The organism is Pseudomonas abietaniphila (assembly GCF_900100795.1).
Taxonomy (GTDB): Bacteria; Pseudomonadota; Gammaproteobacteria; order Pseudomonadales; family Pseudomonadaceae; genus Aquipseudomonas; species Aquipseudomonas abietaniphila.
Window position 1 is genome coordinate 360,505 of record NZ_FNCO01000006.1, and the last position, 12,812, is coordinate 373,316.

12 protein-coding genes are annotated in these 12,812 nt (G+C 60.9%); 5 read left to right on the top strand and 7 right to left on the bottom strand.

Annotated elements, in window-relative coordinates; all coding sequences use genetic code 11:
- Nucleotides 1-80 precede the first annotated feature (80 nt).
- From BLS87_RS14445 to aauR, 5 genes are all read left to right on the top strand, one after another.
- A complete protein-coding gene (locus BLS87_RS14445) occupies nt 81-827 on the top strand; it encodes an amino acid ABC transporter permease (RefSeq protein WP_074753156.1) in 747 nt (248 codons plus the stop codon).
- Nucleotides 824-1,492, top strand: coding sequence for an amino acid ABC transporter permease (locus BLS87_RS14450; protein ID WP_208605167.1), 669 nt, complete (start codon nt 824-826; stop codon nt 1,490-1,492). Before BLS87_RS14445 ends, BLS87_RS14450 begins: the two co-directional genes overlap by 4 nt.
- Nucleotides 1,489-2,223, top strand: a complete 735-nt coding sequence (locus BLS87_RS14455; protein ID WP_062388030.1) for an amino acid ABC transporter ATP-binding protein — start codon at nt 1,489-1,491, stop codon at nt 2,221-2,223. Before BLS87_RS14450 ends, BLS87_RS14455 begins: the two co-directional genes overlap by 4 nt.
- A 224-nt stretch (nt 2,224-2,447) precedes the next feature.
- The gene (gene aauS / locus BLS87_RS14460; protein ID WP_074753158.1) at nt 2,448-4,340 is read left to right on the top strand and encodes a two-component sensor histidine kinase AauS; all 1,893 of its coding nucleotides are present in this window, start codon (nt 2,448-2,450) and stop codon (nt 4,338-4,340) included.
- A gap of 130 nt (nt 4,341-4,470) precedes the next feature.
- Nucleotides 4,471-5,796 carry a two-component response regulator AauR gene (gene aauR, locus BLS87_RS14465; RefSeq protein ID WP_074753159.1) on the top strand — a complete coding sequence of 442 codons (1,326 nt, stop codon included), beginning with the start codon at nt 4,471-4,473 and terminating at the stop codon, nt 5,794-5,796.
- Between the two features lie 2 nt (nt 5,797-5,798).
- On the opposite strand, the gene BLS87_RS14470 is transcribed toward aauR, so the two are convergent.
- The 7 genes from BLS87_RS14470 to BLS87_RS14500 all read right to left on the bottom strand — a co-directional run.
- Nucleotides 5,799-6,734, bottom strand: coding sequence for a PfkB family carbohydrate kinase (locus BLS87_RS14470; protein ID WP_074753160.1), 936 nt, complete (start codon nt 6,732-6,734; stop codon nt 5,799-5,801).
- Nucleotides 6,724-8,193 carry a purine-cytosine permease family protein gene (locus BLS87_RS14475; RefSeq protein ID WP_074753161.1) on the bottom strand — a complete coding sequence of 490 codons (1,470 nt, stop codon included), beginning with the start codon at nt 8,191-8,193 and terminating at the stop codon, nt 6,724-6,726. Before BLS87_RS14475 ends, BLS87_RS14470 begins: the two co-directional genes overlap by 11 nt.
- A gap of 185 nt (nt 8,194-8,378) precedes the next feature.
- Entirely contained in the window at nt 8,379-9,395 is a 1,017-nt protein-coding gene (locus tag BLS87_RS14480; protein ID WP_074753162.1) for an ADP-ribosylglycohydrolase family protein, read from the bottom strand.
- Nucleotides 9,392-10,105: a GntR family transcriptional regulator gene (locus BLS87_RS14485; RefSeq protein WP_074753163.1), complete on the bottom strand. Its 714-nt coding sequence runs from the start codon at nt 10,103-10,105 to the stop codon at nt 9,392-9,394. Before BLS87_RS14485 ends, BLS87_RS14480 begins: the two co-directional genes overlap by 4 nt.
- Before the next feature lie 171 nt (nt 10,106-10,276).
- Complete coding sequence (locus BLS87_RS14490) at nt 10,277-10,945, bottom strand: DsbA family oxidoreductase (protein ID WP_074753164.1); 669 nt, start codon at nt 10,943-10,945, stop codon at nt 10,277-10,279.
- Between the two features lie 385 nt (nt 10,946-11,330).
- Nucleotides 11,331-12,323 carry an alpha/beta fold hydrolase gene (locus tag BLS87_RS14495; RefSeq protein ID WP_074753165.1) on the bottom strand — a complete coding sequence of 331 codons (993 nt, stop codon included), beginning with the start codon at nt 12,321-12,323 and terminating at the stop codon, nt 11,331-11,333.
- A 369-nt stretch (nt 12,324-12,692) separates the two neighbouring features.
- On the bottom strand, nt 12,693-12,812 hold a 120-nt coding region (locus tag BLS87_RS14500), incomplete at its 5' end, for an IS3 family transposase (RefSeq protein ID WP_143024383.1).

Here is a 12,812-nt window from a genome sequence, read left to right on the forward strand (position 1 = left end):
CCCGGGAAAGCCCATGGCTTTTCCCGGGAGCCGCTACCAAGCGTATGCGTGCATAACGATCGATCAGAGGGGAGACCCTGATGAATTACAACTGGGACTGGGGCGTGTTCTTCAAGTCCACTGGCATTGGCAGCGAGACCTATCTGGACTGGTACATTTCCGGTTTGGGCTGGACCATCGCAATTGCCGTTGCCGCCTGGATCATCGCGTTACTCCTGGGCTCGGTGCTCGGGGTCATGCGCACGGTGCCTAACCGCATCGTTTCGGCCATTGCCACGGCCTACGTGGAAATCTTCCGTAATGTGCCGCTGCTGGTTCAGCTGTTTATCTGGTACTTCCTGGTGCCTGATCTGCTGCCTGAAGGCATGCAGGAGTGGTACAAGCAAGACCTCAACCCGACCACCTCGGCGTTCCTGAGTGTTGTCGTGTGCCTGGGCCTGTTCACCGCCGCACGGGTGTGCGAACAAGTGCGTACCGGTATCGAGGCGCTGCCGCCCGGCCAGGAATCCGCCGCGCGCGCCATGGGTTTCAAGCTGCCTCAGATCTACTGGAACGTGCTGCTGCCGCAGGCCTACCGGATCATCATTCCGCCGCTTACCTCCGAATTCCTCAACGTGTTCAAAAACTCGTCCGTGGCCTCGCTGATCGGCCTGATGGAGCTGCTCGCGCAGACCAAGCAGACCGCCGAGTTCTCCGCGAACCTGTTCGAAGCCTTCACCCTCGCCACCCTGATCTACTTCACCCTGAACATGAGCCTGATGCTGCTCATGCGCCTGATCGAGAAGAAAGTCGCGGTGCCGGGCCTGATCTCCGTGGGAGGTAAATAATGGACTTCTCTGGAATCATCCCCGCCATTCCCGGCATGTGGAACGGCATGCTCATGACCTTGCAGCTGATGGTCATGGGCGTGGTCGGCGGCATCATCATCGGTACGATTCTGGCGTTGATGCGTTTGTCGTCGAGCAAGCTGATGGCCAATATCGCGGGCGCTTACGTCAACTACTTCCGCTCGATCCCGCTGCTGCTGGTCATCACCTGGTTCTACCTGGCAGTGCCGTTCGTGCTGCGCTGGATTACCGGCCAGGACACCCCGATCGGCGCGTTCACCTCCTGCGTCGTGGCGTTCATGATGTTCGAGGCCGCGTACTTCTGCGAAATCGTCCGTGCCGGTGTGCAATCGATCTCCCGTGGCCAGATGGGCGCGGCGCAAGCGCTGGGCATGACGTACAGCCAGATGATGCGCCTGATCATCCTGCCGCAAGCGTTCCGAAAGATGACCCCGCTGCTGCTTCAGCAGAGCATCATCCTGTTTCAGGACACCTCGCTGGTTTACACGGTCGGTCTGGTGGACTTCCTCAACTCGGCCCGCTCCAGCGGCGACATCATTGGTCGCTCCAATGAGTTCCTGGTTATCGCAGGTCTTGTGTACTTCACGATCAGCTTCGTCGCCTCGCGCCTGGTCAAGCTCATGCAGAAAAGGTTAGCCGTATGATTTCCATCAAAAATATCAACAAGTGGTATGGGGACTTCCAGGTGCTGACCGATTGCAGCACCGAGGTCAAAAAAGGCGAAGTGATCGTGGTGTGTGGCCCATCGGGTTCGGGCAAATCGACCCTGATCAAGTGCGTGAACGCGCTGGAGCCGTTCCAGAAAGGCGACATCGTGGTCGACGGCACCTCCATCGCAGACCCTAAAACCAATCTGCCGAAACTGCGTTCGCGCGTCGGCATGGTGTTCCAGCACTTCGAGCTGTTTCCTCACCTGACCATTACCGAGAACCTGACCATCGCGCAGATCAAGGTACTGGGTCGCAGCAAGGAAGAAGCCACCAAGAAAGGCCTGCAATTGCTGGAGCGCGTTGGCCTGTCGGCGCATGCACACAAACATCCCGGCCAACTGTCCGGTGGTCAGCAGCAGCGTGTGGCGATTGCCCGCGCGCTGGCGATGGACCCTGTGGTCATGCTGTTCGACGAACCGACTTCCGCGCTTGACCCGGAAATGGTCAACGAAGTGCTCGACGTGATGGTGCAACTGGCCCACGAAGGCATGACCATGATGTGCGTCACCCACGAAATGGGCTTCGCTCGCAAAGTGGCCGACCGTGTGATCTTCATGGACAAAGGCCAGATCGTCGAAGACTGCGCCAAGGAAGAGTTTTTCGGTGACGTCAACGCACGCTCCGAACGTGCCCAGCACTTCCTCAACAAAATCCTGCAACATTAAAGGATCTTTTCGAAAAGTCGGCGAGCGAAGGTCAGGCAAGGCAAAAACAGGCGAGCAAGCGCAGTTGAGACACCTCAATGAGCATTGCGAGCCTGTTTTTAACGCCGCATGGCCGAGCGCAGCCACTTTTAGTTAGAGACAATGCCTCAAAAGGGCAAAAAACCCTCCCGCCCCTCGTGTCGACATCAATGACACGAGCGGCTGGTCGGTCCAGGACGACTGTGATGAAATGCGATCCCCCTCTTAGCGCGCCGCCATCACTTGCCGTGAAACCCCGCCTGATCCGCCACCTGTTCCTGCCGCCACTGGTCATCCTGCTGATGATCGCGCTGGGCTATGTCACCTATCTGTACAGCGAAAAGAACGGCATCAAGGCACTGGGCGAGAACGGTGAACGTCAGCTTGAGCTGCACGCCCGGACCGTCGAAAGCGAAATCAACAAGTACAACTACCTGCCCAGCGTGCTGGAGCTCGAATCCAATGTCTCTGACCTGCTCAACGACCCGTCGCCGGAATTGAGAACCAAGGTCAACGACTACCTCGAAGGCCTGAACCGTCGCAGCCGTAGCCGCGCTATCTATGTGCTCGACACCACCGGCCGCGTGCTGGCCACCAGTAACTGGCGTGACGCCGACAGTTATCTGGGCGAAGACCTGTCCTTCCGCGCGTATTACCAGGACGCCATTCGCGGTCTGCCCGGTCGGTTCTACGGCATCGGCAGCACCACCGGCGAGCCCGGCTATTACCTGGCGCACGGGCTGGAAGAGAAAGGCAAGATCATCGGCGTGGCAGTGATCAAAGTACGCCTGGAAGCCCTCGAAGAACGCTGGCAACGTGCGCGCCTGGAAGCGTTCGTCAGTGACGAGAACGGCATCATCATCCTGTCCAGCGACCCGGCCAGACGCCTGAAATCGGTTCGTCCGCTGACCGCCGAAGTCAAAGAGCGGCTGGCGCGCAGCCTGCAATATTACTGGTGGCCGCTGAACGAGTTGGTGCCGCTTGAGCGCGAATCAATCGCCGACGGCGTCGAGAAGCTGACCTTCCCCGCCAACAGCAGCGTCGACCATGAACACACCGTGGTGAGTTATCTGGCGCAGACCCGCGACCTGGCCGACACGCCGTGGCACCTGACCTTGCTGACACCGCTGGAAGACCTGCGTCGCGAAGCGGCCAATCAAGGCATGCTGGTGGCCGTTGCCTGTGCGCTGGTGGCGTTCCTGCTGATCGCCTGGAACGAGCGCCGCAAGGTGATTTCCACCCGCCTCGCCGCGCGTGAGGCCCTTGAGCAAGCCAACAACGAACTGGAACGTCGGATTACCGAACGCACCGCCGACTTGCGCGCCAGCAACGAGCGCCTCAAGGGCCAGATTCGTGAACGACGTCAGGCGGAGGAAACCCTGCGCCAGGCGCAAGACGAACTGGTTCAGGCCGGCAAGCTCGCCGCCATCGGGCAGATGTCCACCAGCATCGCCCATGAACTCAACCAGCCGCTGGCAGCATTGCGCACGCTGTCCGGCAACACCGTGCGGTTTATCGAGCGCGGCGCGCTGGACATCGCCAGCACCAACCTGCGAACCATCAACGATCTGGTCGACCGCATGGGCCGAATCACCGCCAGCCTGCGGGCCTTTGCCCGACGCGGCGAAGACAAAGGTCAGGCGTCGTTGGGCAAGGCCGTTGCAGCGGCCTTGCAGTTATTGGCCGGACGCCTGGAAGCCAGCGCCCTGGATCTGCATCAGCAGATCGACGATGTCGAACTGGCAATCGATCAAACCCGCCTTGAACAGATTCTGGTCAACCTGATCGGCAACGCGCTGGACGCCATGCAGGCACAACCGCTGCCCGTGCTGTGGCTCGAAGGCGACCTGTTCGAGGGCCGATATCGCGTGCGTGTTCGCGACAACGGCCATGGCATTGACGCCGAAGCACGCAAGCACCTGTTCGAACCGTTTTTCACCACCAAGCCCGGCGAGCAGGGTCTGGGGTTGGGCCTGACGCTGTCAGCCAGTCTTGCCGCTGCCGCAGGTGGCAGCCTCAACGCTGAAGACCCGGCTGAAGGGGGCACGATGTTCGTGCTGATTTTGCCGTTGGTTAACAGCGGGGCTCCGATCATATGAATCACATCCCGGAAAGTCGCCGACCGGGCCATTTTTTCGCGGATGAATCCGCTCCCACAGAGGATTGCATTCTTTCTGTGGGAGCGAATTCATTCGCGATGAAGGCAACGCTGATGGATTGGATTTGCACATGAACACTGAACTGACCGTCCTCATCGTCGAAGACGATCCCCATGTTCTGCTCGGCTGCCAGCAGGCGCTCGCGCTGGAAGACATCCACAGTCAGGGCGTCGGCAGCGCCGAAGAGGCGCTGGCGCTGGTCGGCGACAATTTTGCCGGCATCGTCATCAGCGATATTCGTCTGCCAGGCATTGACGGCCTTGAGCTGCTCAAACGCCTGAAGGAACGTGACCGCACATTGCCAGTGGTGCTGATCACCGGCCATGGTGACGTGTCGATGGCCGTCGGCGCGATGCGCGATGGCGCGTACGACTTTATGGAAAAACCCTTCTCCCCCGAACGCCTGGTGGATGTTGCCCGACGCGCGCTGGAACAACGCGGGCTGGCGCGGGAAGTCTGGTCGCTGCGTCGGCAACTGGCTGAGCGCGACTCGCTTGAAGGCAAGATCATCGGCCGTTCGGCGGCCATGCAGAACCTGCGCGCGTTGATCGCCAACGTCGCCGACACCTCGGCCAACGTGCTGATCGAAGGCGAAACCGGCACCGGCAAAGAGCTGGTTGCCCGCTGCCTGCATGATTTCAGTCGGCGTCACGCCAGTCAGTTCGTTGCGCTGAACTGCGGCGGCCTGCCGGAAAACCTGTTCGAGAGTGAAATTTTTGGCCATGAAGCCAACGCCTTTACGGGCGCGGGCAAGCGTCGAATCGGCAAGATCGAACACGCTCACAACGGCACGCTGTTCCTTGATGAAGTCGAAAGCATGCCGATCAATCTGCAGATCAAGCTGCTGCGGGTCTTGCAGGAGCGCACGCTGGAGCGACTGGGTTCCAACCAGAGCGTGGCCGTCGATTGCCGGGTGATCGCGGCCACCAAGTCCGACCTCGATGAACTGAGCAAAGCCAGCCAGTTTCGCAGCGACCTGTATTACCGCCTCAACGTGGTGACCCTGGAGCTGCCGCCCTTGCGCGAACGTCGAGAAGACATCCTGCAACTGTTCGAGCACTTCCTGCAGTTGTCCTCACTGCGTTTCGACCGTGAACCGCCACAGCTCGACCCGCAGACGATGTCTGCACTGATGAGCCACGACTGGCCCGGCAACGTCCGCGAACTGCGCAACGTCGCCGAACGTTACGCGTTGGGCCTTCCGGCGTTCAAGAAGTCAGGGCTGACGGCGGCCAGTCAGAGCCTGGGCTTTTCCGAGGCCGTCGAAGCCTTCGAGAAGAACCTGCTCACTGAAGCCTTGCAGCGCAGCGGCGGAAATCTCAGTCAGGCGAGCCATGAGCTTGGGATGGCCAAGACCACACTGTTCGACAAGGTCAAGAAGTACGGGTTGGGTTGACCTCAATCCCCCAGGAGCGTCTTTCCAATCAACTCATCCACCTCCGCAGCCTTTGGCGCGGTGGCCGGGCCCCAGCGTGTAACCGCAATCGCCGCCGCCGCATTGGCGCGCACAGCGGCCGTTTCCGCAGAAAGGCCTGCCGCCAACCCGGCCAGCAACACACCGGCATGGGCATCGCCCGCACCATTGGTGTCGATGGCCGTGACCGGAAAACCGCCCACGTGTTGCGCGTTGCTTCCCTGACGAATCCAGCAACCTTGCGGGCCGTCGCGCACCACGATCAATGCGCCCTGATTCAACCACCTCGACAATTGCTCCAGCGCATCGGCAATCGCCTCGCAGCCGGTGAAACGCAACGCCTCTTCGCAGTTGCTGGTCCACAGCGTGATCATCGGCAGCACGGCCTGCATCTCGGCGCTGTCCGGTGAATTGACCAGCGGCCCCGGGTCGAACACCACGCCTGCGCCCTTCGGCAACTCAGCCAGCCAGCTCAGCAAGGCCGACACTTTATGCTTGTGCAGCAGGCTGTAACCGCTCACGAACACATAGTCGTCGGGCTGCACTGCCACGCTGTGCAGGTCGTCGCGGGACAAGCCGCCCTCCGCGCCGACGTAGGAGATGAAAGATCGCTCGGCGGAGGGTTCGATCAATGCCACCGACAAGCCCGTGTCCTGATCGTCCGAACCTGGCGTAGCGATTTCAATGCCTTCGGCGGTCATCGCCCCACGGGCCAGGTCGCCGAAGCGGCCGGTGCCGTGACGACCAAGATAGACCGTCTGCAGGCCGTTACGGCAGGCCGCGGCCATGACGTTGAAACCACCGCCGGTCTCGAACGTCGCCGAGCGGGCAAGCACATCGCCCCCCGAGCGCGGCAAGGCATCGAGCGCCATGACCAGGTCCACCACGACCTGGCCGGTGTACAGCAATCTAGCGGGCATGAGCAGCCTCTTTGGTGACGACACGGCGGTCGCGGGAACCGCCGAGCAACGCATACAGGCCGCCAGCGACCACGAAGGTCACGATCCAGCCCAAGCCGTTGTGGCCGAACCAGGAATCAGACAGGAAGCCCTTGAACAGCACGTTTTCCGGCGTGGTCGCGACGGTGGTGAAGCTGAAGCCCAGCACGATCGCCAGTGCCCACGCACCCAGCGCTCGCCATTCGATACCGCCGCGATACCAATAGGCGCTGCGGGGCGACACGTCCATCAGGTCTTTGGCGGAATAGTAGTGGCGATGAATCAGGTCGACCACAAAGATCCCGACCCACGCCGTGATCGGCACGGCCAGCATCGAGATGAAGGTGATGAACGGGCCGTAGAAGCTGTCGGCTATCAGCATGAAATAAATCGAGCCGGCGAAGATCGCCACGATGTCGACGATCACCGCGTGAACGCGCTTGATCTTCAGCCCCAGGGTCAGTGTGGTCAGGCCCGCCGAGTACACCGACAGGTTGTTCGACAGCAGCAGGCCGCCGAATGCTGTGATCAGGTAAGGAACGGCCATCCAGGTCGGCAGCAGTTCGCGGATCGCGATGATCGGGTCGGTCGCCGAGGCCAGGTGATCGTTGCCGACCGACAACAGACCGCCAAGGGTGATCAGCAATACCAGCGGAATGCCCGCGCCGAACGCGGCTGAGGCAACCAGGCGAGTGGCCTTGACGCTGCCGTGCTGATAACGGGACATGTCAGCACCTGCGTTGGCCCAGCCGATCCCGGTGCCCGCAGCCATGGTGCCGACGCCGATGATCATCGCGCTCAGCGGGGCTGGCGCGGCGTTGAACACCGCCGTCCAGTCGATGTGTGCGATCAGGAAGCCCCCGACAATGACGTTCAGCGCACCAAAAATGTAGGTCGCCCATTTCTGGATGACCAGCAAAGTGGCGTGGCCCAGACCCGAGACGGTCAGGGTCATCAGCACGAAGATCGCGATGAACAGCAACGTCAGGCCCGGCGAGTTTTTCGCCTCGACCGCCGTGCCGAACAGGATCGAGCACAACGACAGCAGCACGAACGCCGCCGTGGTGGTGTTCACGGTTTCCCAGCCCAGACGGGACATCAGCGAAACGATGGTAGGACCGATGTTGCCGCGCACCCCGAAGATGGCGCGAGAGAGGGTCAGACTCGGCGCGCGACCGCGACGCCCTGCAATGGAAATCACACCTACCACGGCAAAGGAGCCTGCCGCCCCAAGAATTGCCACGATGATTGCCTGCCCGATCGACAGACCGCGAAAGGCCACCAGTGTCGCGCCCAGCGGCAAGCCGAGAATGCTGATGTTAGCGGCGAACCAGACCCAGAACAGTTGCAGCGGATGCCCGTTGCACTCGTTTTCCGGAACCGGCTCGATGCCGCGTGTTTCAAGCTGTCCTGCGCCTTGAGCGGCGTTGGATGACGTCATGGGAAATGCTCCTGTTGCCATTTGTTCTGGTTGTGGGCAGTACGCAACGCAAGTGACATCCGTGTCGCAGGACGCCTTCGGTGTCCGGTCTGGACAGTAAAAGGCTCCGGATCGCCGCTGTGATCAGGGGCAATGGGGGTGTCTCTTATTTAATTCCGCTTGTCAGTTCAGTTTGCCAGCGTCGGTCAGACCGCACGCAGGGACAGCAAATGCTCGACCACTGGGTAAAGTTCGAGCCCGTTCACGGTCTTGATCCGTTCGATCAACTCGGTCGGCCAGGCGCTCATGCCCTGGCATGCACCCAGCATCGCGCCAAGAATCGCGGCGATGGTGTCGGTGTCACCGCCCAGGCTTGCGGCCATGCAGACGGCATCGAAAGCCGTCAGCTGACCCGACGCGACCTGATGTGCCAGCGCGAAAGCGGCCACCACCGATTCCTGCGAGGCCACTGACGTGCCGATCACGTCGTAGATCAGTTCAGGCAGTTGGTCATTGCTGCAGTCGGCGCAGAGCTTTTTCGCCCAAACGATCCGCGACGCGATGCGACCGCCCGCAATCCAGTGACCGTGACGCTCGGCGCGTTGCGCAATGCGCACGGCGATGTCCAGCGCATCACTGAGGCTGACGCCGTTGATGCCCGCCGACACCACCGCCGCGACGGCGGCGGCACTGGAAATGCCAAGGGTGGTGTTGTGGGTCACCTGACACGCCTGCATCACCGACTCGACAAACTGCGCTTCTTCCTGCACATCAGCGGCAATGCCGACCGGCGTGATGCGCATGGCGGCGCCATTGGTGGTGCCAAAACGGCCTGACTCCTCAGGGCTGTGGCCTGCCAGAATCATTTCAATGGCGCGCTTGGTGGACGGGCCAAGCAGGTCTTGCGAGCCTTTGGCCTGCATGACCACTTCCCAGTCGATCAGGCTCTGCGCCAGGTCAGACGGCTCAATGCGTCCGCCGCCGGCAATCAGCAGCTCCGCCACCAGGACCGCCTGCTCGGTGTCATCCGTGATCGAGCCGGCCACCATGTTCGGGGCGATGGGCTGGTCGGCATCGGCAGCGGTGAGCGTGGTAATGCAGTCAAAGCGTTGCTTGATCTGCTCGCGACTCAACGACTGCGTGGGCATACCCAACGCATCGCCAAGGGCCAGGCCGTAAAAAGCGGCCAGCGCGCGGTCGCGAATGTCGATCAATGCGGTCATGTAGACGATCCAAAAGCCAGGTGAAGACGAAAATGCACGGGATCCAGAAGGCTTTCCACGTGCTCCATGAAACGGTGTCGCCGGTCGAACGTGGTCCGTGTCGCCTTGAGAAACACCGAGCCGGGTTCGCGCAGCATCAGCGCGGCATCGTCGTTGCTCAACGGCTCCGCGCCGATCCATTGGTCGCCGCGATCACCGACGTACCCATGAGCCGCCAGTGTCACGGTCAACGAGTCATCGATAAGCCCGTCGCGGGGCAGGTTTTCGAGGCCATTCATGGCCGGGATCAAGACGCGCTCAAGCGACACCACACTGCCGTCCGCCGCCGTGCGACGGCGATCCAGCGCAATGTAATCCGCCGTGCCGAAGCGGCCCTCAAGATCAGGACGCTGCACGGCAACCAGCCGCAGGATTTCAGTGCTGACCCGAGCGCCAGTGTCAGCCAGTGCCTGCGCCCAACCCGCGCGCTGATCCAGGGAAATCCCGTCGTAGGTCACGATCGAACCCACGCCCGTCTGGGTCGCGATGTAATTACGGCGTTTGAGTTCGGACAGCGCCTCGCGCAGGGTGCCGCGGCTGACGTTGAATTCCTGGGCTAGCAGGTTTTCGCCTGGCAGCAGCTCACCGGAACCCATCTGGCCGGTTTCAATGCGACGGGCGAGCTCATCGACCACGCGTTTTTTCTTGTCAAATCGAACCTGTCTAATCATGTACAAATTGATATCCGAAAGAGGTGGATGGGAGCAAGCGGTTTTTTTAACGAGGGTTGGAAATGTGTGACAGCGGTTGCAGTGCGTCGCGAGCAGGCTCGCCCTCACCCGGGCAACGAGGAGCCCTGTGGAAGCGCGCCTGCTCGCGAACGCGTCAGTCAGCGTAGCTCATCATTCGTCGGCATTAACGACACTCGACTGTTCGCTGATGATCTGACGAATGGCCCCCACAAACACGTCAACCGGCTGCCCCCCGGTCACGGCGTATTGGTCGTTGAAGACGATGGTCGGCACCGAGCTGACACCGCGCGTGACCCAGAGCTCTTCCAGCTCGCGCACCTGGGCGGCGTATTGGTCGGACGCCAGGACCGCCTCGGCCCGGACACGGTCCATGCCGACTTTCTGCGCGACGTCCGCCAGCACCTTATGGCTGGACACATCGGCGTGCTGGCTGAAATACGCCGTGAACAGCGCCTCTTTCAGCGCCTGTTGCTTGCCTTCCAGCTCAGCCCAATGCAGCAGGCGATGCGCGTCGAAGGTGTTGTAGATCCGGCGGTCTCCCGGTTTGAAGACAAACCCCAGTTCCGCGCCGCGCTCACGAATGTTTTCGGCATTGGCTTGGTACTGCTCATGCGTCGAACCGTATTTCTCGGCGATGTGCTCGAAGATTTCCTGACCTTCAGGGACCATCTTCGGGTTGAGCTCAAACGGCTGGAAGTGAATGTGCGCCTGGACTTCATCACCCAGGTGCTCAAGCGCCTGATCCAGCGCCCGCAAGCCGATGATGCACCACGGGCAGGAAACGTCGGAGATGAAATCGATTTTCAGCGGAGTGCTCATGGCAGCCTCATGCAAAAGAGGAAAAACGCCACGATACGCCGATCAGGCTCAGGCACAAACCTGTAGGCGCGTTTGCCCGCGATCGCGGCGCGTCAATGACGGTGATGGCGTCGGACACGCCTCATTCGCGGGCAAGCGCGCTCCTACACATACGGCGCATCACGTTCAAACACAGTGAAGCCTTGAAACAACCCGAAGCAGCCGAACGACGCGGTCCCTGTAGGAGACGTCCGAGGTTACGAGGGCAGCGAACTGCGCATCACGTTCAGACACCGTAAATCCCTGAAACACCCCGAAGCAGCCGAACGACGCGGTCCCTGTAGGAGACGTCCGAGGTTACGAGGGCAGCGAATGCGGTCTACCCATAACCCTCAGTGTGCCGGCTTCAAAGTGCCGCCACGTGCGACGCGTCCTCACGATGCTCACGCAGGTAAGGCAACACGGCAGCGAGCAACGGGGCCTTGAAGGCTTCCTGGAAACGATGCGCCAGCCCCGGGATCAGCTTCAACTGGCTGCCCTGGATATGCGCGGCAACATGAATGCCGTGCATCACCGGCAACAGCGGATCGGCGGTACCGTGCACCACCAGCGTCGGAACGCGCAGGCGGTTCAATAATTCGACGCGGCTGGGTTCGGCGAGTATCGCCAGAATCTGCCGCTTCACGCCTTCAGGATTGAACGCACGATCGTAGGAAATGGCCGCCTGCTGCAACAGCTTTTGCCGATCATCCTTAACTTCCGGACTGCCCAGTGCCGCCAGCAAATCGGCTTGTTGTTCGAGCGCTGTCTGGCGATCGGGCGCCCCACGACGCGCGAGCAGTTGCAACAGCGCAGGGCTTGGCATCGGCAAACCGGGTGCGCCGGAACTGGTCATGATGAGGGTCAGGCTTTCGACACGCTTGGGCGCCATGTCCGCCAGATGCTGCGCGATCATCCCGCCCATGCTTGCGCCCAGCACATGGAAGCGCTGAACGTGCAGGGCGTCCATCAGCCCCACGGCGTCCTGGGCCATGTCGGTCAGTGAATACGGCGCCGACACCGGCAGGCCGATCTTGTAGCGCAGCACTTCGTACGTCAGGTTCGCGGTGGCAGGCGCCTGGACCCACGTCGACAGACCGACATCGCGATTGTCGTAGCGAATGACCCGGAAACCTTGCTGACACAGCGCGACCACGACCTCGTCCGGCCAGTGAATCAGCTGGCCACCCAGCCCCATGACCAGCAGCAGCGCCGGGTCCGAATCTCGACCGATACTTTGATACGCCAGGTGCACCTCATCGAGCTCGGCCACTTGCGTGGGAACGTTGACATCGCATCGAGAAGCCGCAAAAGACGGCAAGCTGCACAAAAGCGCAGCCAGGAAAAATAAAACCCGCATGAAAAACACCGAAACGCAGAACCCCAGTAAGCCGCGAGTCTGATGAAGTTTTCCCAAGCGCGCTGCCACAGTTGCATGACATTTTGATGAAGGGGGCTCAACGGTCGTGAAGCAACCGCAAGCGGCAAGTTGGATGCGGCAAGAAAAGCAGACCGCGTCTGCTTCGGTGCCTCTGTTGAAGGTGATTGAAACGGTGGGCGCACTGCTATGCAATAAGGGTTGTTCGAGGATCTACGTCCTGCATCGCAGTTGTGAGTGCGAGCTTGGATGGTGTGCATTTCCGCTATTTGGGGTGACGCTGAGGGCTTGGTTTGTCCTAACGTCCAAACTGTTCCGCCTTCGTGAACTGACCCCCGAAAGTTGGACAAATTACAGACTCATTATCTGGTCTCGGAATTGTACCGGACTGAGGCCGTTGAGCTTCATGCTGATCCGCTCGTGGTTGTAGTAATGGATGTACTCGTCGAGCCCGGCTTCTAATTGCTCAAC